The following is a 26,786-nucleotide window of genomic DNA, read 5'->3' on the forward strand; positions in this document are numbered from 1 at the left end:
GTATAAATAAAACAATAAATAAAAAAAAGCACAGTTATGGAATAACTGTGCTTTTATCATCTTGAAAATAAGAAACTTATCTAATCACTAATTTTTTAGTTGTAGAAGCATTGTTTTGAGTAATCTTCAAAATATAAACACCAGTATTTAAATTAGATACATTTAGTGTGTTATCCGTTAAAGTTTCACTTTTTACCTGCTTTCCCAAAATATCAAACACTTGTACGCTCATTACATCACTATTTGATGAAGTTATGGTTACAAAACCTGTGTTTGTTGGGTTAGGGTAAACAGAGAATGAAGTTGAGTCAAATTCACTTGTAGAAAGTGATGGGTCATCATTTTCTTGGCCAGGTGAGAATAAAGCACCTCCATTTCCTGCAATTGTAGAATGGTCAACAAAAGCACCAGTAAAATCTGGGTTACGGCCAACAGATTGGTCTGTGGCACCAGTATAGGTGTAAGTTACTACAACAACACCAGAGTCATTTTTCACTACAACATCGTCACCACCGTTATTTAATCCTAATTGACCTTCTGAGGCAACTTGTACCATACCAGAAATTCCAGTTGGTGTACCACCACCAAATACGGTGATAAAACTATTTGCAGGAACAACTGTACTCGCAGGGAATGTATGTCTTAGCCCAAACCCATCTTCAATAGTGAAGCCAGAAATGTCTAAACTACTTGAGCCAATGTTGTACAGTTCTACAAACTCATCATCAGAGCCATCTCTTGTTCCATCTCCATTGGCGTCACCAGTAATATCTCCTGCAGGATCAGCTAAAATTTCATTAATTACTAAGTCCATAGTAACAGGGTCACATTGTGCTGCTGGTACGGCTCCCGACATGGTTGTACCGTCACAATCTCCACCATTTATAGTAATATCCCATAAATCACCTTCGCTTAATCCTGTAATGGTAATTGTACCATCTGGGGTGCCAGACGGATCGTCACCACCAACGATACCTGCAGATGTAGTAGTAACTGATGTTATGGTATTGTCAACTCCTGTGTAAGGAATATTTATAGTCACATTATCATTATTATCACCAGCAGTGTTAGTAGCACAAACGTATATTTCACTTTGTAATGAAACATCACATACTGCACAATCAGAAGTAGGCCTAGAGCCTAAAGTAGGACATGTACCAAATGCACCAATGCTTACGTTAGATAGATCCCAAGAAGAGAAAGATCCGTCAGAATCTAAATATTGAATTCCAATAAAAGCGTCTGTACCTGATGCTCCCGAAATATCAATAGAATAATTACCGGAATCTACAATAGTTTGAACTGATGTCCAAGTGGCACCATCTGGGCAAAGACTAGAATAATCATTCGTATATTGAATATTTAATTCAGTTCCGTCAAATCCTTCAGTAGCTTCAAAAATTAAAGAAAGATCTGATACGCTTGTCATATCAAGTGGTCCAAAAATTAGCCACGTATTAGACTCTTCCATGCATCCACCTCCACAGAAACCATTCATACTGTATGTACCTGAAGTTTCAGTCCACTCATCGGTGTCAGAATTTGTTGCTACAGAAACTGATTCAAAAAATTCAGTTCCACCACTCAAATCAAAACATGTATTTGGTGCAGGATCACATTCAGCAGCAGGAACCATTCCAGATAACGATACCCCATCACAATCGCCACCTTCTAAGGTTACGTCCCAAGCATCACCTTCAGACAAACCAGAAATTGTAATTGTACCATTAGGAGTCCCAGATGGGTCATCTCCACCAACTGTACCTCCAGAAGTTGTAGTCACATTCATTATACCGGCATTAGAATTTGTATAAGGTATATTAATTACTACACCATCGTTATTATCACCAAGTGTATTGGTATTACAAGAGTAAGTCGCAGGCTGCAAGGAGACATCACAAGCAGAGTCGTTCATAATTTCATTCCAAGATGTTGCCACACGAATGCCATCTACAAGAACATCTGGGATATTCGAGGATTGTCTAAAAGAAATTGCATTAATAGCTGTACCTGATGTACCTGTGTTTGTTGCCTCGGGTGTCATTGGCTCAGTTGGCGTAACAGCTGTAAGCACGTGTAAATTAGTAACACCAGTAGCTATTTCATAAGAAAAGACTAATAAGTAAGTAGTATTTAAGCTATATGCAGTTGTGCCATACGTTAAAGTGCTACTACTGGTTCCAATACCAAATAAAACATCTCCGTTTCCATCATCTTGAGCACCAACCCTGGCTCTAAATCCACTAGCATTAAAATGAATGAAATAATTGCCGGTCCCAACCGACGATAGATTCACTAATGCACTTCCATATACTGTACCTGTTGTTATATCTGTGAATGCTCTGTTTACATCTTCAGAGTTTGAACCTGTTAGAGACACATGGCCTCCAACACCTGAAGAAGGATAATCAGTCATAGATAAACTTGTAGGAGCTCCTACGTATGCAACAGCAGTAGTCCCAGAATGATTACTCCATAAACCACCACTGGTAGCTGTTAAATCTCCACTTGTATTGCCATAATCAAAATCTTCAGCCAAAACTTGGGCAAAAGAAATTGAAGAAACAATCAATGCAAATAATAAAATGTAAAGTTTTTTCATAATTGATTTTTAAAAATTAGTTCATAAATATACTAACAAATAGTGAGTTTCTATAATGGTTTTACCAACATTTCCGTTTTTTACAATATGTTAACATAATAAGGGTCAGAGTGTTTTAATTTACAGTGAATTAGATTTTCAATGTTAGCGAATTGTTATCAATTTAAAAATTTTGCTATCATAACACAGATATATTTTATCTTTACAGAAGCTTAAAATTACCTTAACAGTGAAGAAAAAGGATATTAAGATATTATTGGTTGATGACGAACCAGACATTTTAGAAATAGTAGGGTATAATTTATCATCAGAAGGTTATCAGGTTATAACTGGTGAAAATGGACTTGAAGCCATTGAAAAAGTCAAAAAACATAAACCTCATTTAATTATATTGGACGTTATGATGCCAGAGATGGATGGTATTGAAGCTTGTGAGCGCATACGTCAAGATTCTAAGCTCAATAATACTATAATTACATTTTTAACCGCCAGAGGTGAGGACTATTCTCAAGTTGCGGGTTTTGATGCTGGTGCGGATGATTACATTACAAAGCCGATAAAGCCCAAAGTGCTCATTAGTAAAGTTAAAGCGCTACTAAGAAGGTTTAAGGAAAGTGAAGCCACAAACGAATCTCTAAAAATCGGTGATTTAGTCATTAATAGAGAGGAATATAAAATTACCAAAAAAGGTGAAGAGATTATACTGCCAAGAAAAGAGTTTGAATTGTTATCTTTGTTAGCAACCAAGCCCGGAAAAGTATTTAAGCGCGAAGAGATTTTAGACAAAGTCTGGGGAAATGAAGTCGTTGTTGGAGGCAGAACCATTGATGTACACATTAGAAAACTTCGCGAAAAAATAGGGGATAAATCTTTTAAGACGGTTAAGGGTGTTGGTTACAAGTTTGTAGACTAATGCAGAAAAAAAACCTTAAAAAAACGTACAAGTTTGCCATAAAAACATCTTTGTATGTTACTTTATTTGTAACACTCCTTGTGAGTGTTTTTTTATACTATAATAATGCACTTAACTGGGAGATTATATTTTTCCCTCTCATTTGTTTTTCATTATCCTTTGTTATCATACAATTTAGGGTTGAACGTTTTATTTACAAACGTGTAAAGAAAATTTATGATGACCTTACCTTATTGGAATCCGTAGATTTAAGACAACAGCCCATTACTACTGATATGGGCACACTTACCAAAGAAATAGACAAGTATGCCAAGGATAAGAAAATAGAGATTGAAACGTTAAAAGTTAGGGAAGAATACCGAAAGGAGTTTATTGGCAATGTGTCTCACGAATTAAAGACTCCCTTGTTTACGGTTCAAGGTTATATAGATACGCTTTTAGATGGTGGCATTGACGATGAAAAGATTAGAAAGAAATATTTAAATAGAGCAAGCAAAGGAGTAGAGAGGCTAACCTATATCATTAAAGATTTAGACATGATCACTAAATTAGAAGTTGGTGACCTCAGCTTAGACAAGGAACATTTTGATATTGTAAAGCTGGTACAGAATGTTTTTGAGCTTTTTGAAATGAAAGCCGCGAAGAAAAGTATAACGCTGACCTTTGATATCGATTATACTGAACCAGTTATGGTATATGCTGATGTAGAACGTATTCAACAGGTACTTACTAATTTAGTTGTCAACTCCATTAAATATGGTAGAAAAAAAGGCACAACGGAAGTAAGCATAGAAAACCTTATAAAAAATAAAGTCATTGTTAGGGTTACGGATAATGGTGAAGGTATTAAAGAAGAGAATCTGCCACGTTTGTTCGAAAGGTTCTACCGAGTGGATAAAAGTGGTTCTCGTAAAGAGGGAGGTTCTGGATTAGGGTTATCTATTGTAAAGCATATTATAGAAGCCCATGAGGAAAAAATGTATGTAGAGAGCGAAATTGGTGTGGGTAGTGAGTTTTCCTTTACACTAGAAAAGGCCAAATAATTTTTTGTAGTTAACCTCGTAATTCAAAAACTGTAATCCGGAGTAATTTTCAATATCAGACAATAATTGTAGTTTAAAATCCTTCTGTTTGCAACACGGAGCGATACCTTCTTCATTAAATTTTTGAGCTAAATACTCTTGTTCAAATTGACCAGGAGTAGGGATAAAAAAAGCTTTCTTCTCTAGCTTGGCGTAATCCATAATCGAAGTGTAACCAGATCTACCTATTACTAATTCACTTTCATTTAAGGCGTTTTCTAACTCAACACTTGTCATAAAATTATATATCTCGAGATTTCCTTTTGTAACTTTAGTTTGCTTAGGTTCTATCGTTCCTTTTACAAAGCATACGCTACCTTGGTAAGCTTTTAGTTCTTGTAAAAGTTTCTCTTCTAACAATGTGCGTTGAGGTTCCGGACCAGATAATACCACAAGTATATTGTACTTTACGGGTAAATCTTGCTTATTAAATCTGCTTAAGGGTCCAATATATTTTAATGCCGATTGGTAACCATCAGGATGTCCTAGGTCACCACTTAGGTTTTTTGTTCCTATATGATCAGGTACCCAGCATTCATCAAATTTTGAAATTATTTTCTGATGCAACTTACTACTTAACCAAGTTGTACTACCGCTTAGCACTTGCAATTGATGTGTTACAAAAACAGATGGAATCTTCTTACTCCGTACTCCAAAACGATTATCTGAAATGATACCCGAAATGTCTTCAGATGCAATTAAACTTTCAACAACCTTTTTTTCCCTTTTAATGGTTTTTAAAAGGTGTGGTGAATCTTTCAGTAATTTTAGTTTAAAGCTATTGGCTTTTTTTGCATAAGTAATGTTGTAAGACGGTAGCTCAAAAGCTTGAAGCTTGGGAAATTCTTTTTTTAACAATTCTAAAGCCTGTCCATCACTGGCAATAACAGGTTCAAAATTGTTGGCAATCAGGGCGTTTATAAGAGGAATACATCTTGTGGCATGTCCTAATCCCCAATTTAAAGGCGCAATTAAAATTCGTTTCATCAAATACAAAGATAAAGCTAAAATGTTTCCTTAATTTTACCGAATTATTACGAAATCGAAAACGAAAGAATAACGTGGGAAGTAAAAATAAGCTCAAACGATTTAAAGAAAATGAAACCTTTGCAAATGTGTTTCAACCAAGACGAGAAGAGTTAACTGAAGGAAACTATTCATTAAAAGGCAATTGGAGGAAAGAATTTTTTAAGAATGACAATCCTGTAGTTTTAGAATTGGGTTGTGGAAAAGGTGAATACACCGTTGGTTTAGCGAAACGTTATCCCAATAAAAACTTTATAGGCGTTGATATTAAAGGCGCACGTTTTTGGAGAGGTGCAAAAACTGCTTTAGAGGATAACATTCCCAATGCTGCTTTTATAAGGACACAAATAGAACTCCTTGAACACGTTTTTGAAGAAAATGAAGTCGATGAAATCTGGATTACATTTCCAGACCCACAAATAAAATATAAGCGTACAAAACACCGCTTAACTAATCTTCAGTTTTTAGAGCGTTATCGTAAAGTGCTTAAACCAAATGGACTTATGCACTTAAAAACCGATAGCGAATTTATGCATGGTTATACGCTTGGCTTACTGCATGGTAAGGGTTACGAGGTGCTTTATGCCAACCATAATGTATATAAATTGGAAGGAAGTCCTGAAGAAGTCACCGAGATACAGACCTTTTACGAAAATCAGTATTTAGAGAAAGACAAAGCAATTACGTATATTAGATTCAAAATCAACTAAAATTTGAGTATAACAGTTGTCTTCTTCCTCGGGCTTTTTGTGGCACTTATTGGTGTAATTCCACCAGGTTTACTTAATATGACGGCTGCCAGAATTAGTCTTAAAGAAGGTCCTGGTAGAGGCATTACCTTTTCGTCAGGCGTTTGTTTGGTCGTCTTTATTCAAACCTATGTTGCTGCTATTTTTGCGAGGTATTTATCCAACAGACCAGATATCGTAGAGATTTTGCAACGTGTAGCTTTTGTCATCTTTGTTCTGATTACTATTTATTTTTTGATAATTGCCAGAAACCAAAAAGAGACCAAGGTAGAAGCGGACGTAAGAAGTAAAAAAAGTCGCTTTTTTCATGGCATGTTTTTATCGGCACTTAATGTGTTCCCAATTCCTTATCAAGCCTATATGACTATCACTATGGCGTCTTTTGGTTGGATGGATTTTGAACGAACAAGTATAATCACCTATGTTACTGGTGCAGCCATGGGAACTTTTGTGATGCTGTATTTCTACATTTTCTTTTTTGATAAGATAAAAGACAAAAAATTCACCTCCCAAAAGAATATGAATTATAGCATAGGAGCAATAACAGGTCTTGTGGCATTAATTACTTTTATCAATATTTTAAAGGAATTGTGATGAAACCTGAAACCTTAGGTTTTTTTGAAAAAGTGTATGAAGTGGCCAGGCTAGTCCCTTACGGAAGAGTAACGAGTTATGGAGCCATTGCCAAATATTTAGGAGCTGCAAAAAGTGCAAGAATTGTTGGGTATGCTATGAATGGTTCTGGAGGGAAAGATGTACCAGCACATCGCGTGGTCAATAGAAAAGGCTTATTGACAGGTAAACATCATTTTGATGGTACTAACTTAATGCAACAATTGCTCGAAAATGAGGGCATTGAAGTTGTGGATAATCAAATTCAAAATTTGGCATCCGTGTTTTGGGATCCTGCAAAAGAACTTAAGTAAATTGATTTCATCAATCTACCAATAAATATCTTCTAACTCACGGCTTTATTCTTCTTTCATTAATGCCTATCTTTGCATTTAGAATTAATCTTAATAAACACAGTGAAGCTTAACAAACAAGATATACTTAAAGCCCTCAAAACCATAACAGTGCCTGGTGAAGGTGAGAATATGGTAGATAGTGGTGCAGTGACCAATGTAGTAACTTTTGCAGATGAAGTTATTGTAGATATTACCATCAAAAACCCAAGTCTACAGGCAAAGAAAAAGACTGAAGTCGAAATCCTTCAAACGATTCATAAAGAGGTTTATGAAAAGGCAAAGATAAAAGTGAATTTAAAGGTGGATGCTCCAGCAGCTCCATCAAAAAACGAAATCAAAGGAAAACCAATTCCTGGAATTCAAAATATTATTGCAGTAGCTTCAGGTAAAGGTGGAGTAGGAAAGTCAACTGTAACGGCGAATTTAGCTGTGACTTTGGCCAAAATGGGATTTAAAGTTGGGATATTGGATGCCGATATTTACGGACCATCAATTCCAATTATGTTCGATGTGGCCAACGAGCGACCACTATCCGTTAATGTTGATGGCAAATCAAAAATGAAACCCATAGAAAATTATGGAGTCAAGGTATTATCCATAGGATTTTTTACTAGACCAGACCAAGCCGTAATTTGGCGTGGGCCTATGGCTTCAAAAGCGCTAAACCAAATGATTTTTGATGCCGCTTGGGGAGAACTGGATTTTCTGTTGTTAGACCTACCTCCTGGTACAGGAGATATTCATTTAAGCATTATGCAAGCGCTACCAATCACAGGTGCTGTAGTAGTTAGTACTCCGCAAAATGTTGCCTTGGCAGATGCTAAAAAGGGAGTGGCAATGTTTCAGCAAGAAAGCATTAATGTTCCTGTTTTGGGAATCATCGAAAACATGGCGTATTTTACTCCAGCGGAATTACCAGAAAATAAGTATTACATTTTCGGAAAAGAAGGAGCTAAAAACTTAGCTGAAGATTTAGAAGTTCCGTTTTTAGGTGAAGTGCCATTGGTACAAAGTATTAGAGAAGCAGGTGATGTTGGTAGACCTGCAGCAATGCAAACAGCAACTCCGACAGAAGAAGCTTTTGAAGCGTTGACACGAAATGTCGTTCAGCAAGTTGTGGATAGAAATGATAATTTACCAGCTACAGAAGCAATAAAAATTACAACAATGGCAGGTTGCTCTGCCGTAAATAAAAAGTAAATGAGCTCAGAAGAACTTAAATTAAACGTAGAAAAAGCATTAGACGAAATCCGTCCGTTTTTGCAGAGTGATGGTGGTGATATTAATCTATTGTCCATAGATGACAATAAGCTGGTTAAAGTGCAACTTGTCGGTGCCTGCACCTCTTGTAACGTTAATCAGATGACGTTAAAATCGGGTGTAGAAATGACGATTAAGAAATACGCTCCTCAAATAGAAAAGGTTATTAATGTAGAATAATGAATGTGACATTTATCACATTTTACTTCAAATTACATTGATAGTTTTGTATCCAATTTTCAATTCATGATTAAAACAGATATACTTATCATTGGTGCTGGACCAACAGGATTGTTCACGGTTTTTGAAGCTGGTCTCCTAAAATTAAAGTGCCACTTAATTGATGCTTTGCCGCAACCTGGTGGACAATGCTCAGAGATTTATCCAAAAAAGCCTATTTACGATATTCCTGCTTACCCTGAAATTTTAGCAGGTGACTTAACCGATAAGTTATTAGAACAGTGCAAGCAGTTTGAGCCTGGTTTTACCTTGGGCGAACGTGCAGACACCATTGAAAAACAAGAAGATGGTTCTTTTATAGTAACTACAAATAAGGGTACAAAGCACCAAGCACCAGTTGTTGCTATAGCTGGCGGGTTAGGAAGTTTTGAACCTCGAAAACCTTTAATCCATAACATTAAGGATTTTGAAGATAAAGGTGTAGAGTACATTATTAAAGACCCAGAAATGTATCGCGATAAAAAAGTGGTGATTGCAGGTGGTGGTGATTCTGCATTAGACTGGAGTATCTTTTTAAGTGATGTCGCTAGTGAAGTCACTTTAGTTCATAGAAGAAATGAATTCCGTGGGCATTTAGATTCTGTAGAAAAGGTGCAAGAACTAAAAAATAAAGGAAAGATAAACCTAATTACACCTGCCGAGGTAGTTGGTATTGTGGGTGATGAAAAAGTTAACGCTGTCGTTGTAAAACAAGCGCAACATATTGAGAGAGAATTTGAGTTGGAGTGCGATCATTTTGTGCCATTATTCGGCCTATCTCCAAAACTCGGTCCAATTGCAAATTGGGGACTTGAAATAGAGAAAAATGCCATTACAGTGAACAATGCATTGGACTATCAAACCAATATTCCAGGCATTTTTGCCATAGGTGATGTAAACACCTATCCAGGAAAATTAAAGTTGATCCTATGTGGTTTTCATGAAGCTACTTTAATGTGTCAAGCAGCCTATAAAATTATAAATCCTGGTAAGCGCTATGTCATGAAATACACTACGGTTTCAGGTGTTGACGGCTTTGATGGTACAAGGAAGGAAGCACCAAAAGCCGTTGTAAAAAAGATAAATTAAAAGCAAGACCTAGACCTTGCAGGTCTTTATATTGAACATTTTTTTGCAGAAAATATAGCATGGAACAAGACATTAACATAAAAATCACCGATCGCGATGGCGTTACCCACGACATCATGGCACCAACCGATATGGCTATGAACCTTATGGAAGTAGTGCGTTCTTTTGAATTGGCGCCAGAAGGTACCATTGGTGTTTGTGGTGGTATGGCGATGTGTGCTTCATGTCAATGTTATGTAAATTCAGATCATCAATTACCAGAAATGCAAGACGATGAAGAAGCCATGCTTTCTGAAGCCTTTTACGTAAAAGATAATTCCAGATTGGGTTGCCAAATTCAAATGACATCTGATATGGAAGGCTTGGAAGTTGAGTTGGCACCAGAATCATAAATTATAACGTCATTGCGATCCCGAAACTTCGGGAGAAGCAATCTGTTTATTTTTTTAGTTCTGTTTTAAGAGATTACTCAGTCTTATAATCAATCAAAGGTGTAGGGCCTTCCAGCAAAAAGCGATCAATCTTTAACGTACCATCTTCCGTCGTCACAATCTGCCATTTAATCAGGGAAATTTTACCGGCTTCAATTTCAAGGCCAGTAATACTTCGTGGGTGTACACAACTCCCATCATTAAAATAGGCAATATCACCAGGTTCTGGAAAACGTGGTCTGTGAGTGTGGCCAGTTATAGTAATAAGGTTGTCGTTTTCAATAATCCATCTTTTGGTTCTTCGCTCTACTTTTATCAGCTCCTTATAGTTTTTTGCCGGACTGGTTGGGTCCGCAATACCCATAACATTTAAGGGTTTCCAAAGAATGCGAACCATAAAACGACTCCATTTCCAAAAGAGGTAATTCCACCAATCTGCTTGGTGTCCATGGCATAAGAAAATTTCCTGCCCAGTTTCGGTGTGTTCTAAAATAATGCCTTCGTGATATTTAATATCACAGAAAAGGTCTTCGTCTTTACCTGTTTTAGGATCAAAATAGGTGTTGAGGTGCTTACTAACATAATCCTCATTTCGGTACACCATATCGTGGTTGCCCCAAATCATATGCAGTCGTCCTTCGTCATGGAATAGCTTCATCAACATATACACGTTTTTATGTGCACTTAAAATGGATTCAAAAGACAGGTTTTCCCATAACTCGTCACCATCACCCAATTCACAATAATTAAACCCTTCGGCATAATAAGTTTTCAATGCATGAAAGTAAATATTACGGTTATTGGCAAAATCATCTGCAAAGCTATTGTCGCCACGATGACAATCACTAAAGAGTATAAATTTAGAACTGTCATTGAACAAAACGCGTTTGGCATTTTTGTAGGCTTTATTAAATCGTGTTCTTGATGACATTTAATTGGTTTGAAACTAAAGTAAGAAAAGTTATTATAATTTCTCTTATGCCACGGGTAAAAGCCGTTCAACAAATTGAGTATATGCCAATTCTGAAGGATGTAAGCCATCTGATGCCACTAAATCTGAATTGTTAAGGCCTTCTCTTGTAATATCTGTGATGTTTATAAAAGTGATGTTGTTATTGTTACAGTAATCTTCAGCAAAAGTATTATACATATCAATCTCTTCTGAAGTAGTTTCAGGATTTCCGGAATTTTGCCCAAAAGGAGTAAAGGCATAATCGGGAATGGATACTACAATAATCCTAGCTTTATCGTTATTGACAAATTCCAAAGCTGTGTTGACCAACTCAGGAAATTCTTCTTCGTATAATGAAAACGGTTTGCCTTGATACTGATTGTTAACACCAATAAGCAAGGTTATCAAATCATATTCTGAAGCTAAATCTGCTATTTCAATTGCGGATTTTAGATTTGTAGTTGTCCAGCCTGTTTGTGCAACCACATCTAGATTTATGGTTATTTGTTCTGTTAAATTTTGAATTAAACTATCTTTTAATTGTTCTGGAAATCGGCAAGAGTCACAAACACTTTCTCCAATGGTGTAGCTGTCTCCTAAGGATAAAATTCTATATGTCGTCACTTGTTGTAAATCGGCATCATCATTTGATTGGCAAGCCACACTCATAGTGGCAAGCAGTAATACTAAAAATATCTTTTTCATAGACTTAAAGATACAACATAAAAAAATGCCTCTCATGAGAGAAGCATTTTAAAGAAAAAATAAAGGCAAATTTATTTAATTACTAACTTTTTGGTGAGGCTGCCTTTGTCCGAAAATATTTTAAGCAAATAGACACCATTTGGTAAATGACGCACCTCTATGGCATTTGTTTGCGTAGACCATAGAACATGTTTCCCAGTAATATCAAATAACTCAACGCTATCAATATGGAATGAAGCCTCAACACTTATAAACTCTGAGGCTGGATTTGGATATACCGAAACCGACAGGTCTTCCTCAACCACGTCATCAATACCCAAAGTAGAAAAATTAAAACTGCCCTGCCCAGGGGATATTTCACCAAAATAATCTTGTGTGGAGGTACTGTCTATATTAGAATTGTAAAAGCTGTCTAATGCACCACCAAGTGCTATTGCTATAGGGTCTGAATTGAGCAAAATCTCCAATTGCCCAGAGGATGGCATATTACTGATTTCAAAATTGACCACAACAAATGGTGTACCATTGGTATGCGATAAAATGGTCTGTCCTGGTGGTAGATTCATAAGAAAACCATCTCTACCGTCACTACTGACTCCTGCACCTGTAAATTGGGCTTCTGTTACTTGTGTGGCACTCCAAGCACGACCGTTAAATTGCGTTAAATTGGTCACATCTGCGTCTCCGGCAGGTAGCATCAGCGTAAAACCTATATCTGATACGTCCGTGTCCGTAGCATCAAAATCTGGAGTGGCGACAACAGAAAAGTTATAGCCGCCATTGTGTACGATGCCAAAATCATATTGCTGCGCATAACCACAAAGGGTTAGTAAAAGTGCTAAAAAAAATGTGTAAAGCTGTCTCATAATTTTATGTTTTTGGTTAATAGAAATTTAATTTTCTGGTACTTGTGTGTTAATGGTAAAGGTTGGTATATTTAGAAAGTTCCCAGGATGATTTAGTATAATATCCTTTATGGCATTACTATCGTTACTAGTACCAGAGAACTTAGCGATACCATCCATATTAACGTCTTGGTTAAAGTATCCATTTATGGCAACCGTTAAAAAACCTAAGGGATTGGAAGGATGGTTCAAGATAAAATCCTTAAGTATATTGACGTCACTATTGCCTCCAGAGAACTGTACGCTACCATCATTATTGGTGTCACCAGCCCAAAGCGCGGTACTGCCCGAAGCTAATAGAACCTGTGCATTGGTACCGAAAGTGTTAAAAGCATTGTCCGTAAAATCTGCATCGGTTGCAGAGCTTTCATTAAGCATTATGGTCTGTGCAGACATAACACCCAAGTGGTTTCTATGTTTTACAGTAACGTAATAACCGGTTGGTGGTGCCTGCATGGTAATGTTAGAAACACCATCTACATCTACCACATCGCCATCTCTTTGTAAGAGTGCAGAACGTGCGTTAATAATCTTGGTGTTATCGTTGGCATCCCTAAGCTCTAACCATACCCAATCCACAATGGCATTATTGCCCGTAATGTCAAAAACCGTGGTATTACAAGTCGCGTTGTCCTCATAAGGACTCGTCGTTGGCAATTGGTCATTTATTCTTAGGTCATCTTCCATTATATCTGGTGTTGCCGCATTAATAAGCGGGCCTTGAAGAAAGACTTTGGGATCAACAAGAATTTTAAAACCCGATGTAATAAAACCTTCAGAAACACTTACCGAACCTGCATCAATTTCTTGCACGTTAACCTCACCAATGGTATATAGCAGTTGAATGCTGCCATTACTAACCGATGCACCACCATTGTCTATACTGAATCTTTCGATGCTTTGCGCTGGGCAAAACGTAATGGTAAAAATTAGAATTATAACTGATAGAATTTTCATGATATATTGATTTAACGGTTTTCTAAAGCTTCAAGTCTTGCGACTAATGAGGCTATCACTTGTTCTTGACGCTCTACTTTTTCTTCTAAAGTTTCTATAGTTGCTTGTTGTTCTTGTATGCCTTTGGTAAGTACTGGGATAAGGCCTATATAATTAACACCCAAATACTCTATGCTTGCATCTTGTTTAGTGGCGCCAGGATTTACATTGCGCGACACCAAATCTGGAAATACCTCTTGCAACTCTTGGGCAATAAAGCCAAACTGTGGACTACTGCTCATGTTCATTGTTTTTTGGTAATTTTCTCTGATAAGATAAGAGGTGGGATTTAGCCTCATAATGTCTTCAAGACTATTATTTATAGTAGTTATATTGGTCTTTAATTTTCTATCTGAGGCATTGATCATTGTGCCTGTATAAGCTAGGTCACCTTGTGCATAAACCGCATAATTAGTAGCTCCAACTCCCGAATTAGCATTACCATATACACCATAATTGGTTCCAGAGGTATTTGTACCAAATACTTGACCAAAAACCCCGAAATAAGCCGAAGAACCAGTCGGATAAACCAACCCAGAAGTTCCTACATATCCTCCCAATCCATAAACTCCAAAACCATAAAAATCTGATACATCGTTCTTACCAAATACTCCATATGCATCAATATCACCAGTATGTGTTTTAATACCACTTATGGCATGAGCAGAAAAATTAGCTGTATCTTCATTCACCGTAGTTTGTCCGTTGATTGTAGTATTGCCATTTTTCAGTACGGTTAGTGCATTCGCGCTGTTAGAAGAATTTCCATTTCCAATCTCAAATAAAGGGTCTGTTTCTATCCAGTTAGTAGAATCACCACCTCCTATATTATATATACCAATAGCCATAGATGCAAAGGATTCTGCTTTAGTTCTTAAGCCGAATGCTGCAGAAATGTCACCTGAAGCCAATGTGCCACCATTAGCTGCAAAAGAAAAATTACCACTGGCCATTGAATTTTCACCAGTTGCAAATGAGAAAGATCCAATATTAACTTCGTCCCAAGCTGTACCATCATTAGGAAGGGAATTACTAAAATTAAATGTGCGACCAGATCTAAACGCACCCTTGCTTTTATCAAAGAACATACGAATATCTTCTTCATATTGAGGAGGAGGGCTATGCTCCAATTGTGTGCTCCCAAACACAAAATCATCAGTATTGACATCACCAGGTGCATTGCTGGTAACGTTTGCTGTGGTGCTCATTGCACCTGCTTGTGCGTCTACGTATTCTTTGGTGACCAACATACGCTCTGGTGAGGGTATAGCAACATCTGGTGAGTTAATGAGGTCTAAAGAAAACGAGTTAGCTAGTATAGTACCGTTTTTTAATACAGTTAGTGCATTGGCGGGAGTAGTAAAATCTCCGTTGCCAATCTCAAATATAGGGTCTGTTGCTACCCATGTGGTCTGATTTCCACCTCCTATATTACTACGACCAATGCTTGTGCTATAATAAGATTGAGCCCTTGTTGATCCTAATGCTATAGCATTGTTTGCATTAGTAAATGCGCTTTCGCCTATGGCAGTTGAAGAATATCCCGATGCTGTTGCAGCTTGTCCAATAGCTGTGGATAAATTTCCAGATGCAATGCTAAATGTTCCTAAAGCAAATGAATTTGCTCCAGTAGCACCATACGTGGTACCAGAAACAGTAGAGGAACTAAAATCTATGGCGTTATTGCCAATATTTCCAAAGTTTTCAGGATTCTTGCCTTTTAAACGCCAACCCGTATTTCCCCCTTCTGTGATTTGCTCAAGACCTGAGATATTGCCAGAATTAAGCGCATAAGGCACAGATTTAAATTCCGTAGTGCCCAAATCTACATACCCAGAGCCTGTATTTATTTCTGTCTGTAAACTCGTCGAAGCGCTCCAATCAATAGCACTAAACATATCCGTTGTAGTACCGTTGCCAATGTCTAAAATTACAATGCCATTGGCATCCGTTGTTGGGCTATGGGTTTCTTCATAGACTTGTACAGCACCTGCAAATATGGTAAACCTAACGTCGATACTTTGGTTGGCCACAACGTTGCCCAAATCATCTTTTACAAGTGCTTTGTAGTTGATGTAGTTGTTTTGAGCATACACAGTAAAACAAAATAAGCAAGCGACTAATAGAGACGTAATTTTTTTCATAATCTTAATTCTTTATGGCAATAGCCTTATTTAATGAATTTGTAGGAAAGATTCGGAGCAGTAAGCCCTATTTATTGCAATGACACAAAACCCCTAGCTTACTTGACTATAAAACTACATTGCTTTTTGTAAGAAGTAAACCACATAAAGATGTGGTTGGAAGAATTTAAGATAAAAATGCCTTAAATGCGATTAGATGAGGTTTTCATCGTTGGTTTTTTTAATATGATCACGAACGGTATCAATGGAGATCAGATATTTATCGGCAATCATCTTATAACTTAAGCCATCTATAATACCTTGAATAATTTGTATATGGCGGTCGCTAAGCGCTTGCAATTTGGCACTTGGTTATGGTGTAAATGCGAAATAACGTTCTTATTCTTCTATGGTTGTTGAGTTTGGTGTTTCCTTAGGTTTGGCAATTAAGCTTAATTGCAACTTAATTTGTACGATATCATTCTTCACAGTTTCTAATTCTGTATTGTCTTTGCGTAGTTTTTTGTTTTGGGCTTCTAATGTGGCTATACGTTCGCTTAATGTTTCAATTAGCTGTTGTTGTTCTTGCATGCCTTTGAGCAGTACAGGAACAAACTGTATATAACTAACTCCATAATAGCCGTTCTCTTCATCTACAACAGATACCATTTCCGGAAACACCTCTAAGACATCTTGTGCCATAACACCATACTCTCTTTTTTTGTCAGCATCGTCAATCATATTATAGGTATATGGCGTTATTTTTTTTATTGATGGGATGACGTTATCTAACTGAATTAGGTTTTCTTTTAAGCGTCTATCTGATACATCTGTAATAGTCCCTGTATATTCAATACTACCAGATACATCTAGTTTTACATTGGGATTAGAGATGCCAATCCCAAGATTTCCTAATTGTTGGAGTGATAAATCCATAGGTGCATTAATCCCGTAATCATAAGCATTGATACGAGAGGTACTCCCGTCATTAAACAATCTAATGCCTGCACCCGCGGCAGTAGGTAGCGCATTAGCATGTGTACCACCAATCCATAGGGAACCACCATCTAGATGCAATCGCGTTTGTGGTGAGGTGGTATTTATACCTACATTACCACCTTTTTTAAGATAAAGTCTGCCGTCGGCAACGAGGGATTCCTCAAAATTCAAATCTTCTCCGGAATTTTTTAGGTTTATATTCCAAGAATTTATATCTGAATTATCAATAAAACCAATTAGATTATTAGTAGTATCACCTTTGATAGCTAATGTTGCAAGACTACTAACTGCAGTAGTACCTAATGTAAGTTTACTACTTATTTGAGTATTACCGTTTTTAAGTACAGTTAATGCATTGGCTCTATTAGCGTCATCGGTACCATTGCCAATTTCAAACAAAGGGTCTGTTGCCACCCAGTTATAAAGATCACCTCCTCCTATATTATAGCTTCCAATGGCCATTGATCTATGTGCATTTGCTTTTGTACCTCTGCCCATCGCGGTAGAATACGAACCCGAAGCTGTTGTACTATATCCCATCGCGGTGGCGAAAAATTCCGAAGCAGTTGTATAATATCCCATTGCGATGGAGCTATAGCCTAAAGCTTTTGAACCTTCGCCTACTGCAAAACTATACGGACCAGTTGCTCCATTAGTATCTGAAGCAACTACAGAAACACTAAAATCAACGGCATTGGCTCCGATTGGACCATAATTAGCTGCATTACGTCCTTTTAGTCGCCAGCCAGTATTATCAGTAATACCATCATTTTCTGTTATTTGCTCCAATCCGGACGCTCCGGCACCGCTATCAACGTACTCTTTGGTAACCAACATACGCTCCGGTGAGGGTATAGCAACATCTGGTGAGTTAATGAGGTCTAAAGAAAGCGAGTTAGCTAGTATAGTACCGTTTTTTAATACAGTTAGTGCATTAGCTCTATTGTCATCATTGGTACCATTCCCAATCTCAAATAAAGGGTCGGTTTCTATCCAATAGGGGGTTCCTCCTCCTATATTATAGCTTCCGATGGCTGTTGATCTTGATGCATTTGCTTTTGTGCCTAAGCCCATCGCGGTAGAATAAGTACCCGAAGCTGTTGTATTAAGCCCCATCGCAGTGGCTGTATTACCCGAAGCATTTGCGCCATTTCCTAAAGCGGTGCTGGTAGAACCTGAGGCGGATGTGTATTGTCCCATCGCGGTAGAATAATTACCCGAAGCGGTTGTATTATCCCCCATCGCGGTGGCTGCATAAGACGAAGCGGTTGTTTCACGCCCCATCGCGGTAGAATATGAACCCGAAGCGATTGTCTCATACCCTATCGCGGTAGAAGAAGCACTCGAAGCGGTTGTGTTAAAGCCACTAGCAAAAGAATGTTCCCCTACATTGGTATCATCCCAAGCCGTGCCATCATCAGGAAAAGGATCAACATAATTAAAAGTACTTCCTGCCCTAAAAGCCCCTTTGCTTTTATCAAAAAACATACGGGTGTCATATTCGAATTGGGTTGCACTATGTGCGAGTTGGGTACTTCCAAATACAAAATCGTCTGTAGCAATATCACCTGGTGCATTACTTGTTACATTTGCTGCGGTACTCATTGCTCCTGCTTGTGCATCTGCGTATTCTTTGGTTACTAGAGCTTTTGGGTCTGTGATTTCTGCAAGGTCAAAGGTTGGTGCTGTAACAGTACCGTTTTTTAATACGGTTAATGCATTGGCTCTATTATCATCATCAATGCCGTTTCCTATTTCAAATAGGGGGTCTGTTTCTATCCAATTGTCTGTAGTGCCACCTCCAATATTAAAGCGTCCTATGGCCGTTGAAGTAAATGCCTCTGCCTTGGTAGACAGCCCCATTGCGGTTGATACATAACCTGAGGCGATTGTAGCTATGCCCATTGTAGTGGAATCATGACCCGAAGCAATTGTAGATAACCCCATTGCGGTAGATTCACTGCCAGAAGCAATTGTTTGGAATCCCATTGCAGTTGAAAAATGACCTGAAGCGATTGTTTGAAGCCCCATAGCAGTGGCTAAATAACCAGAAGCTGTTGTAAGATTTCCCATCGCGGTGGATGTAAAACCTGAAGCGGTTGTACCATTTCCCATCGCAGTGGAATAATTACCCGAAGCAGTTGTATTCCAACCACTAGCAAAAGAATGGTCTCCTACATTGGCATCATCCCAAGCTGTGCCATCATTAGGAAAAGCAGGATCAAAATTAATAGTACTTCCTGCCCTAAAAGCACCCTTACTTTTATCAAAAAACATACGGTTATCATTGGCTCCAGCAGGAGCACTATGCGCCAATTGTGTACTACCAAAAACAAAGTCGTCTGTTGCGATATCACCTGGTGCATTACTTGTTACATTAGCTGTGGAGCTAAAAGCTGTATTGCCTGCATTGATGGCATAGGGCACCGATTTAAAATCAGTTGTACCCAAATCTACATACCCAGAGCCTGTGTCTATTTCGGTTTTTAAGGTTGTATTGGTGCTCCAATCTATAGCACTAAATAAGTCAGAGGTTGAACCATTGCCAATGTCTAAAATCATAATACCATTGGCATCTGTAGTTGGGTTATGAGTTTCTTCATAGACTTGTACAGCACCTGCAAATATGGTAAACCTAACGTCGATACTTTGGTTGGCTACTACGTTACCCAAATTATCTTTTACAAGTGCTTTGTAGTTGATGTAGTTGTTTTGAGCATACACAGTAAAACAAAATAAGCAAGCGACTAATAGAGACGTAATTTTTTTCATAATCTTAATTCTTTATGGCAATAGCCTTATTTAATGAATTTGTAGGAAAGATTTGGAGCAGTAAGCCCTTTTTATTGCAATGACACAAAACCCCTAGCTTACTTGACTATAAAACTACATTGCTTTTTGTAAGAAGTAAACCACATAAAGATGTGGTTGGAAGAATTTAAGATAAAAATGTTTTAAGCGTGGTTAGATGAGATTTTCATCATTGGTTTTTTTAATCAGCTCTGCTTTGCTGTTAATTTCCAATAGACGGTAGATTTTTTTAATATGATCGCGTACCGTATCAATTGAGATGAGATATTTATCGGCAATCATCTTATAACTTAACCCGTCTACGATACCTTGGATGATTTGTATTTGGCGGTCGCTTAACTCAATGTTTTCGTTCTTCGCTTTGGGTTTAAAATGATTAATGACCTTTCTGGCAATAGAAGGAGACATGTAAGAGCCACCATTGTAAATCGTAAAAATGGCATCTTCTATCTTGGTTAAGGCAGTACGTTTAGAAATGTACGATACGGCTCCTGCACATAGTGCTTTAAAGATTTTGTCTTCTTCTTCAAACGTGGATAGGATGATGATATTAACTTCGGGTAACTTTTTTTTGATGTGTCTTATGCCTTCCAGCCCTGACATGCCTGGTAAGCCTATATCGAGTAGAAGAATATCTATTTGTGGGTTGTTGGTAACTTCTAAGCCTGTTAAAAAATCTTCCACGCTTCCTGCCGCAAATGTTATAGCAATTGATGGATGATCACCAAGAAAACTTTGAAGGGATTCTTTAATAATGTTATCATCTTCTATTATGGCAACGTGTATTGTTCTCATTTGTATAAGTTCACAACCTAAGTTATGGTTGTTTTAAAAAAATTAAAAGGCTGTACCATTTGTAACTATAAAGATAGTGCGTTTATAAAAGTAGTCAACCACATTAAGATGTGGTAGTTAAGTGAGGCTTTTACTTTTTAAATGAATTGTAAAACCTTGCTCTTTTTTTATCTCAAGGTTACAGTTTATTTGGTCTGCACGATGTTTCATGTTAGAGAGACCCAACCCTGAGGTAGAGAATTTAGGCTCTACAGATCCGTTGTCTTTAATTAAAAGTTCTACTTGCCCATGATGTTCATTTAGTTCTATAGCAACATAACTGGCATCAGAATGTTTTATAATGTTGGTAATTGCTTCTTTATAGATGAGATATAAATTTTGGCGCATTATATTGGTAATGCTTTTGTCTAAGGTAATGGTGTGGTGTTGTACATAGTACTCAATAGATTTAAGTTCTAGCGTTTCTGCTGCAAACTCGTTCATGCGGTCTATAAGACTTTCCCAATTATTTTTTCTAGAGTCCATGGCCCAAACGGCATCGCGCATTCTAAGCATTGCTGATCGACTTAATTCGCTCATTCGGTGAAGCTTGGCTTTGTCTTCTTTGGTTGCTTTTTGTTCTAAGATTTCACTTTGCATAGATAATCCCGTTAATATGGAGCCCACATCGTCATGTAAATCGATGGATATTTTGGTTCTTATATTATCTATTTCTGTTTTCTGTTTAAATTTTAGTTGGTAGTAGTATCGAGTTAAGGCATAAATTAAAAGAGCCAATAACAATCCAACTAATACAAAAAACCACCAGGTTCTGTACCAAGCTTGTTTTACATAAATAGGAATGGAGAGTTCGTTTTTACTCCAAGTATGTCCTCCAGTGGAGCCTTTTATGTTTAAGGTATAATCTCCAGGTGGCAAACTCATATAGGTAATCTCGCTTTTAGAAGTCAACTGAGACCATTCATTGTCGTAACCTTCTAGTTTATAGGTGTATCGATGCCGTGATGGATAACTATAGTGGATCAGTTCAAAGTTAAAAGTAACCGATTTATCATTGTAATTGAGAGCGATAGTTTCACCCTTGTAATCTGTGGGATAAAACGTGTTAACAGACTTGCTTTTGTTAGGCAATACGGAATAATCGGTTAGTGTTAAATTAACATTTTCATTTCCGATTTTTTTAGTATCGTACAGTTTTAAAAGCGAATCGGGATGAAACCTATGCAAACCATTGGTTGATGTCACAATAAGCTCTCCGTTATAGGGATTAGATTTTAATTGTTTTGCGAAGAAATTATCAATTAGGGTATAGGTTTTATCAAAATGCTTGTTTTCATTGGTTTTAAAATTATATAAACCAATTCCTGTTCTGCAAGAATACCATATCGTATGATTGTTCACCGGAAGCACATCATTAATTTCAATAAGATTAAGTTGGTCTTTAGTGATATAGTGTATTAAGCGATTTTCTTTTAGGTTTAACAATCCTATTTGATTTCTATTGAAAATCCAGCCAAGATCATTCCCAGTATAATCAAACTTGGTAATACGTTCATCAAATCGTATAGAATCCTTCTTGTAAAACTTATAGTCAGGTGTTTTTGTTACTTTACTTTTGAGATTCATTTTGTAGAGGCCATTATAGCTCGAAATCAGCAAATTGCCTTGGTCATCTTCATCTAGTTTAACAATAAAATTATCACTGAAATCTTCAGTGTTATCCTCTTTTTTGAAAACATTTTCTAATCTTAAGGTTTTAGGATGGAGTTGCGCTAAAAATGAACCTTGCTGATGCAAAGAACCGCTTGCCCAAATGATGCCATCCTTGGTCTGAAAAACCTGACTTAATGAGCGCAAAGGAAAACCTACAGGATTGGGTATTATTTTGGTTTTTAAGTTTTTATCAATACTGTAATAATGGCTCCATGTGGTGTAAATTCTAAGAGAATCTTTAATAGAATGAAGGTATTGTTTTTGTGAGGAATGAAGCCATGGAATAACTTCCAGGCTGTCGTTTTTTGCTAATATACGATAGCTAAAACGTTGGTCTTGAGCATAGATGTCGCCATTAGACGTTACTTGGGGAGTAACAGGAGCCGTAGGCAAATATTCCTTTCCAAAATAGAACCATAACGTTTTAGTGTAGGTTGGATTTAGTTTGTAGAGTTCGTGTTCAGGGTCAGTGGTATTTACAAGATAACTCCTAAACCCATTTTCTTTTTTTCTAATCTTGAAAATCCCACCACGTTTATTGCCCCAAATATTTCCATTCTGGTCTTCCATTAAAGATTTAATGTCTCCACCTTTTCCGCCTAGAGCCTCAATGAGTGGAGTTTTAAAGTTAATAAAGGTGTTATCCTTTGCATCATACATAAATAAATTAGAGTCTTCAAAACCCAACCAAATTCTATCGTCGGAATCCATAAAAATCTTAGTTAGGCTAAGATTGACACCAGGTATTTTTTGACATTCATTTTCAACAATGATTTTATTGGAAATGGGATGTATCTCAAATCGTTTTAATTCAGGATTATAAATCTCAAAAACATCATAGGTAATGCGCCATAAATTGTTTTTGTTATCCAGTCGAAAAACACTGCAAGGTTTTTGGATGCTTTGGTTTTCTGAAGCCGCTAAAGGTAATTTCACCTCATTTCCTTTACTATCAATAACGAGAAGTCGACCATGCCATAAGTGAACATAAAAGTTGCCATTAAAATCTTCAAGTTCTATATTATCATCTATGGATTTATCTCCAAGGTGATGGTAGAGATTAAAGGCAAATTCTAAGGTATTGGTCTCTGTGATTTTATAGACATTTCGTTCCTTTTTTTCAATATTTTTAGTGAAAACCCAAACCCTGTCAGCATCATCTCTATAGAAAAAATCGAACGTAGTGTCTTGGTTTAATGTTCCAATTTGGGTTATTGTTTTTGTTTTTCTGTGATAATGATATACACGGTCTTGTTTTAAATAGACAATTCCGGTAGAATCATGGATTGTATTATATGCTACAGCTTTATGCTGATAGCTATTTTGAGTTGTGAATTTTTCGCCATTGTACCTTAGAATCGTTTCATTATCATAGAGCCAGATGTTTCCATCGTTATCTTCATATACATAGTATGCGAACTCCGTGTATGGATACTGAATATCGAATAGGTTTAACTGTGCAGTGAGGTGCTGCGAAATGGTAAAGAAAAATAGAATTATGAAGTACCTCAATCTATTATTGTTATTCGATTCTTGGAATATAAATTTAAGCTAAATAAAACAATCGCCTGAACATTTAATAATGCACAAACGATTGAAGTGTGAATATTGGTTAATAGCCTTGCTAAATTACTAAGCTTCTATTTAAATACAACCACATGTTGATGTGGCTGCGTGTGATGAAATAAAAAAATGCCTCTTAAGTTATGAGAGGCATTATTATTTATGAGTTAATCTCTAAGGATAGTTAATTGCGACTATGAGATTCTCTTTTTCAAGCGTATTCTATTTAAAAGCATTTAGCCCAGTAACATCCAATCCTGTAATCAATAAATGAATATCATGCGTACCTTCATAAGTAATTACACTTTCAAGGTTCATAGAATGACGCATAATGCTGTATTCACCAGTAATTCCCATACCTCCTAACATTTGTCTGGCTTCACGTGCAATATTGATGGCCATATCTACATTGTTGCGCTTTGCCATTGAGATTTGGGCTGAGGTTGCCGTACCATTTTCACGCATTACACCAAGTCGCCAAGCGAGTAATTGTGCTTTGGTGATTTCGGTAATCATCTCAGCTAGTTTCTTTTGTTGTAGTTGAAATTGGCCAATAGGTTTGCCAAACTGAATACGTTCTTTACTGTAACGAAGTGCTGTATCATAACAATCCATGGCTGCTCCAATCGCTCCCCAAGCAATACCAAAACGCGCTGAATCTAAACAACCTAATGGTGCGCCTAATCCAGATTTGTTTGGTAATAAGTTTTCTTTTGGCACTTTTACATTATCAAAAATAAGCTCTCCTGTTGCTGAAGCTCTAAGGGACCATTTGTTATGTGTTTCTGGAGTTGAAAACCCTTCCATGCCACGTTCTACAATCAATCCGTGAATACGTCCATTTTCATCTTTTGCCCAAACGACTGCAATTTGGCAAAATGGAGCATTAGAAATCCACATTTTAGCACCATTCAATAAGTAATGGTCTCCCATATCCTTAAAGTTTGTGGTCATACCACCTGGATTACTTCCGTGGTCTGGTTCTGTTAACCCAAAAGAACCAATCCATTCACCAGAAGCTAATTTTGGTAAGTATTTTTGGCGTTGTTCCTCGTTACCATATTTCCAGATAGGATACATTACCAAAGACGATTGTACAGAAGCCGTACTACGTACTCCTGAGTCTCCACGCTCAATCTCTTGCATTATTAAACCATAAGAAATTTGATCTAATCCAGCACCACCATATTCTTCTGGAATATAGGGTCCAAAAGCACCGATTTCTGCTAAACCTCCAATAATTGATTTTGGGAATTCTGCCTTTTGTGCAGCCTCTTCAATAATAGGAGAAACATCACGTTTTACCCATTCTCTTGCAGCATCACGTACAAGTTTATGTTCTTCTGAAAGTAATTCATCGAGATTGTAATAATCTGGTGCTTCGAATAAATCTGGCTTCATTATGTAATTTTTTAAAATCTATTGAGGGTCAAATGTAACGAAATCGTTTTCATTGCCCAATAAGAGAACTACATTTTCAGATAAAAATCTTTGGTAAGGTTGATATAATCTCCTGTGTATTGATGGCGTTCAGTTTCAATAATTAATTCTGATATTTTTGTTGCAGTTTCTGTATAGCTGAACTCAATCAAACTTCGCTTTATTTCGGTGTTTGGATTGCCTTTTACCCTTAAAACACGATTGGGAAAAAGACCTATAAGGCTAGCTTCTTCAATAAATGTGTTCTCCATTTTATGAGGAATAACAATTGAAAATATACCGTTTTCCGATAAAAAATTATTCACAGCGTAGATAATGTGTTCCATAGGCATGGCATCACTAAATCGTGCTAAGTTCCTTGCTTTGTTCACAGATTTGTAGTCTTCAGAATAGAAAGGTGGATTGCAGATGATGAGGTCAAATGTTTCATCTACGGCTTCAATATATTCTATTAAGGACGCATGGAAACAAAAAAGCCTATCGTTCCAAGGAGAATTTTCAAAATTTTCTGCACATTGCTCAAATGCGTCATCATCAATTTCAATGGCTTCAATTTGCTCAGCATTACTTCGCTGCGCTATCATAAGACTTAGGATTCCTGTGCCAGCACCAATATCTAACGCATTGAATGGCTTATGGTCAACAGAAGTCCATGCACCAAGCAAAACACCATCTGTACCAATTTTCATGGCACATTGGTCTTGATTGACTGTAAATTGTTTGAATTTGAATGGCTTGTTCATTTTTCTGTCATTCCTGCGAAAGCAGGAATCTATTTTTTTAATAGAATTTACATTATGGATTCCTGCCTACGCAGGAATGACAACTACTCTTCCAGATAAAGGTTAATCAACCCTTCAGGTGTATCAACTTCAATGGTTTTATTTTTCCTGTCAACTTTAACTATAAACTCATCATTCATCGGAATTAGGATTTCAACACCATCTCTATCAATTTCAAAAAGCGCTTGAGCCGTAGAATCGTTAATGGCTTTAATAATACCCACTTCACCAAAGTTTTTGTCCTTTATTGTAAAGCCAATGACCTCATGAAAGTAAAATTTATCACCTTCGAGTTTAGGGAGTAAATCAAGAGGTAAGTAAAGTTCAGATTTAAGCAATGCATCGGCATCAGCTTCAGTATCTACTTCCTCAAATTTAAGTCGAAGCAAATCCGATTTGTGTAATTGGGAAGATTCGATAAAAAACGGCACTAAATTGCCTCTTAGATCCAAAAAAATCGCATCCAAATTATCGTAAAGATCAGGTTCATCCGTATCTAGTTTAGCCAAGAGTTCACCTTTAAAGCTGTACTTCTTTACAATCTTACCTAAATAAAAACAATCTTCTTTTTTCATCAAAAACGAATGTTTTTGTTCCCGTGTAAATGGGAAACTTATTAATGTGAGTTCAAAAAATTGATGAGATTCCCACTTTTGTGAGAAT

General features: G+C 37.0%; 23 protein-coding genes. 9 read left to right on the plus strand and 14 right to left on the minus strand.

Features of this window, described 5'->3' with window-relative positions; translation table 11 throughout:
• Positions 1–76: 76 nt before the first annotated feature.
• Positions 77–2,602, minus strand: a complete 2,526-nt coding sequence (locus F1003_RS05135) for a T9SS type A sorting domain-containing protein (RefSeq protein ID WP_155088147.1) — start codon at positions 2,600–2,602, stop codon at positions 77–79.
• A 229-nt stretch (positions 2,603–2,831) separates the two neighbouring features.
• Here F1003_RS05135 and F1003_RS05140 point away from each other — a divergent pair, with 229 nt between their 5' ends.
• Together F1003_RS05140 and F1003_RS05145 are read left to right on the plus strand one after the other, a co-directional pair.
• Positions 2,832–3,515: a response regulator transcription factor gene (locus tag F1003_RS05140; protein WP_162306900.1), complete on the plus strand. Its 684-nt coding sequence runs from the start codon at positions 2,832–2,834 to the stop codon at positions 3,513–3,515.
• A complete protein-coding gene (locus tag F1003_RS05145) occupies positions 3,515–4,558 on the plus strand; it encodes a sensor histidine kinase (RefSeq protein ID WP_155088148.1) in 1,044 nt (347 codons plus the stop codon). The genes F1003_RS05140 and F1003_RS05145 overlap by 1 nt, the downstream gene beginning before the upstream one ends.
• On the opposite strand, the gene F1003_RS05150 is transcribed toward F1003_RS05145, so the two are convergent.
• Entirely contained in the window at positions 4,541–5,584 is a 1,044-nt protein-coding gene (locus tag F1003_RS05150; protein ID WP_162306901.1) for a glycosyltransferase, read from the minus strand. The genes F1003_RS05145 and F1003_RS05150 overlap by 18 nt on opposite strands.
• Positions 5,585–5,658: 74 nt before the next feature.
• Here F1003_RS05150 and trmB point away from each other — a divergent pair, with 74 nt between their 5' ends.
• From trmB to F1003_RS05185, 7 genes are all read left to right on the plus strand, one after another.
• Positions 5,659–6,333 (plus strand): tRNA (guanosine(46)-N7)-methyltransferase TrmB, encoded by a 675-nt coding sequence (trmB, locus tag F1003_RS05155; protein WP_162306902.1) that lies wholly within the window; start codon positions 5,659–5,661, stop codon positions 6,331–6,333.
• A 3-nt stretch (positions 6,334–6,336) separates the two neighbouring features.
• Positions 6,337–6,966 carry a LysE family transporter gene (locus F1003_RS05160; protein WP_155088151.1) on the plus strand — a complete coding sequence of 210 codons (630 nt, stop codon included), beginning with the start codon at positions 6,337–6,339 and terminating at the stop codon, positions 6,964–6,966.
• On the plus strand, positions 6,966–7,298 hold the full coding sequence (locus F1003_RS05165) for an MGMT family protein (protein WP_155088152.1): 333 nt from the start codon (positions 6,966–6,968) through the stop codon (positions 7,296–7,298). Before F1003_RS05160 ends, F1003_RS05165 begins: the two co-directional genes overlap by 1 nt.
• Before the next feature lie 102 nt (positions 7,299–7,400).
• On the plus strand, positions 7,401–8,540 hold the full coding sequence (locus F1003_RS05170; protein WP_162306903.1) for an Mrp/NBP35 family ATP-binding protein: 1,140 nt from the start codon (positions 7,401–7,403) through the stop codon (positions 8,538–8,540).
• Positions 8,541–8,780, plus strand: a complete 240-nt coding sequence (locus tag F1003_RS05175) for a NifU family protein (RefSeq protein WP_155088154.1) — start codon at positions 8,541–8,543, stop codon at positions 8,778–8,780.
• A gap of 66 nt (positions 8,781–8,846) precedes the next feature.
• Positions 8,847–9,908 (plus strand): NAD(P)/FAD-dependent oxidoreductase, encoded by a 1,062-nt coding sequence (locus tag F1003_RS05180; protein ID WP_155088155.1) that lies wholly within the window; start codon positions 8,847–8,849, stop codon positions 9,906–9,908.
• Positions 9,909–9,967: 59 nt separating this feature from the next.
• Positions 9,968–10,300: a 2Fe-2S iron-sulfur cluster-binding family protein gene (locus tag F1003_RS05185; protein WP_155088156.1), complete on the plus strand. Its 333-nt coding sequence runs from the start codon at positions 9,968–9,970 to the stop codon at positions 10,298–10,300.
• A 73-nt stretch (positions 10,301–10,373) separates the two neighbouring features.
• Here F1003_RS05185 and F1003_RS05190 read toward each other — a convergent pair whose 3' ends face one another.
• The 12 genes from F1003_RS05190 to rimM form a co-directional block, all read right to left on the minus strand.
• On the minus strand, positions 10,374–11,270 hold the full coding sequence (locus F1003_RS05190) for a metallophosphoesterase family protein (RefSeq protein WP_155088157.1): 897 nt from the start codon (positions 11,268–11,270) through the stop codon (positions 10,374–10,376).
• A gap of 45 nt (positions 11,271–11,315) precedes the next feature.
• Entirely contained in the window at positions 11,316–11,996 is a 681-nt protein-coding gene (locus F1003_RS05195) for an SGNH/GDSL hydrolase family protein (RefSeq protein ID WP_155088158.1), read from the minus strand.
• A 71-nt stretch (positions 11,997–12,067) separates the two neighbouring features.
• Positions 12,068–12,862 carry a T9SS type A sorting domain-containing protein gene (locus tag F1003_RS05200; protein ID WP_155088159.1) on the minus strand — a complete coding sequence of 265 codons (795 nt, stop codon included), beginning with the start codon at positions 12,860–12,862 and terminating at the stop codon, positions 12,068–12,070.
• A 27-nt stretch (positions 12,863–12,889) separates the two neighbouring features.
• Positions 12,890–13,858, minus strand: a complete 969-nt coding sequence (locus tag F1003_RS05205) for a hemagglutinin protein (RefSeq protein ID WP_155088160.1) — start codon at positions 13,856–13,858, stop codon at positions 12,890–12,892.
• A gap of 11 nt (positions 13,859–13,869) precedes the next feature.
• Positions 13,870–16,041, minus strand: coding sequence for a tail fiber domain-containing protein (locus F1003_RS05210; RefSeq protein ID WP_155088161.1), 2,172 nt, complete (start codon positions 16,039–16,041; stop codon positions 13,870–13,872).
• A 192-nt stretch (positions 16,042–16,233) separates the two neighbouring features.
• A complete protein-coding gene (locus F1003_RS17285; protein WP_155088162.1) occupies positions 16,234–16,380 on the minus strand; it encodes a LuxR C-terminal-related transcriptional regulator in 147 nt (48 codons plus the stop codon).
• A gap of 39 nt (positions 16,381–16,419) precedes the next feature.
• Positions 16,420–19,791: a tail fiber domain-containing protein gene (locus F1003_RS05220; RefSeq protein ID WP_155088163.1), complete on the minus strand. Its 3,372-nt coding sequence runs from the start codon at positions 19,789–19,791 to the stop codon at positions 16,420–16,422.
• Positions 19,792–19,983: 192 nt separating this feature from the next.
• On the minus strand, positions 19,984–20,625 hold the full coding sequence (locus F1003_RS05225; protein WP_155088164.1) for a response regulator transcription factor: 642 nt from the start codon (positions 20,623–20,625) through the stop codon (positions 19,984–19,986).
• Positions 20,626–20,742: 117 nt separating this feature from the next.
• Complete coding sequence (locus tag F1003_RS05230) at positions 20,743–23,850, minus strand: sensor histidine kinase (protein ID WP_155088165.1); 3,108 nt, start codon at positions 23,848–23,850, stop codon at positions 20,743–20,745.
• Positions 23,851–24,123: 273 nt separating this feature from the next.
• A complete protein-coding gene (locus F1003_RS05235; RefSeq protein WP_155088166.1) occupies positions 24,124–25,302 on the minus strand; it encodes an acyl-CoA dehydrogenase family protein in 1,179 nt (392 codons plus the stop codon).
• Positions 25,303–25,370: 68 nt separating this feature from the next.
• Positions 25,371–26,084 carry a tRNA1(Val) (adenine(37)-N6)-methyltransferase gene (locus F1003_RS05240; RefSeq protein ID WP_155088167.1) on the minus strand — a complete coding sequence of 238 codons (714 nt, stop codon included), beginning with the start codon at positions 26,082–26,084 and terminating at the stop codon, positions 25,371–25,373.
• A gap of 83 nt (positions 26,085–26,167) precedes the next feature.
• The gene (gene rimM, locus F1003_RS05245) at positions 26,168–26,698 is read right to left on the minus strand and encodes a ribosome maturation factor RimM (RefSeq protein ID WP_155088168.1); all 531 of its coding nucleotides are present in this window, start codon (positions 26,696–26,698) and stop codon (positions 26,168–26,170) included.
• Positions 26,699–26,786: the final 88 nt, after the last annotated feature.

The sequence above is a fragment of the Winogradskyella ouciana genome (genome assembly GCF_009709615.1).
In the GTDB taxonomy this organism is placed as follows: domain Bacteria; phylum Bacteroidota; class Bacteroidia; order Flavobacteriales; family Flavobacteriaceae; genus Winogradskyella; species Winogradskyella ouciana.

Excerpts from the sequence above, each read along its gene's own strand:
- F1003_RS05135 (WP_155088147.1), bottom strand. The coding sequence starts at position 2,602 with ATGAAAAAACTTTACATTTTATTATTTGCATTGATTGTTTCTTCAATT.
- F1003_RS05145 (WP_155088148.1), top strand. The coding sequence starts at position 3,515 with ATGCAGAAAAAAAACCTTAAAAAAACGTACAAGTTTGCCATAAAAACA.
- F1003_RS05150 (WP_162306901.1), bottom strand. The coding sequence starts at position 5,584 with ATGAAACGAATTTTAATTGCGCCTTTAAATTGGGGATTAGGACATGCC.
- F1003_RS05165 (WP_155088152.1), top strand. The coding sequence starts at position 6,966 with ATGAAACCTGAAACCTTAGGTTTTTTTGAAAAAGTGTATGAAGTGGCC.
- F1003_RS05175 (WP_155088154.1), top strand. The coding sequence starts at position 8,541 with ATGAGCTCAGAAGAACTTAAATTAAACGTAGAAAAAGCATTAGACGAA.
- F1003_RS05180 (WP_155088155.1), top strand. The coding sequence starts at position 8,847 with ATGATTAAAACAGATATACTTATCATTGGTGCTGGACCAACAGGATTG.
- F1003_RS05185 (WP_155088156.1), top strand. The coding sequence starts at position 9,968 with ATGGAACAAGACATTAACATAAAAATCACCGATCGCGATGGCGTTACC.
- F1003_RS05190 (WP_155088157.1), bottom strand. The coding sequence starts at position 11,270 with ATGTCATCAAGAACACGATTTAATAAAGCCTACAAAAATGCCAAACGC.
- F1003_RS05195 (WP_155088158.1), bottom strand. The coding sequence starts at position 11,996 with ATGAAAAAGATATTTTTAGTATTACTGCTTGCCACTATGAGTGTGGCT.
- F1003_RS05200 (WP_155088159.1), bottom strand. The coding sequence starts at position 12,862 with ATGAGACAGCTTTACACATTTTTTTTAGCACTTTTACTAACCCTTTGT.
- F1003_RS05205 (WP_155088160.1), bottom strand. The coding sequence starts at position 13,858 with ATGAAAATTCTATCAGTTATAATTCTAATTTTTACCATTACGTTTTGC.
- F1003_RS05210 (WP_155088161.1), bottom strand. The coding sequence starts at position 16,041 with ATGAAAAAAATTACGTCTCTATTAGTCGCTTGCTTATTTTGTTTTACT.
- F1003_RS05220 (WP_155088163.1), bottom strand. The coding sequence starts at position 19,791 with ATGAAAAAAATTACGTCTCTATTAGTCGCTTGCTTATTTTGTTTTACT.
- F1003_RS05225 (WP_155088164.1), bottom strand. The coding sequence starts at position 20,625 with ATGAGAACAATACACGTTGCCATAATAGAAGATGATAACATTATTAAA.
- F1003_RS05235 (WP_155088166.1), bottom strand. The coding sequence starts at position 25,302 with ATGAAGCCAGATTTATTCGAAGCACCAGATTATTACAATCTCGATGAA.
- F1003_RS05240 (WP_155088167.1), bottom strand. The coding sequence starts at position 26,084 with ATGAACAAGCCATTCAAATTCAAACAATTTACAGTCAATCAAGACCAA.
- rimM (WP_155088168.1), bottom strand. The coding sequence starts at position 26,698 with ATGAAAAAAGAAGATTGTTTTTATTTAGGTAAGATTGTAAAGAAGTAC.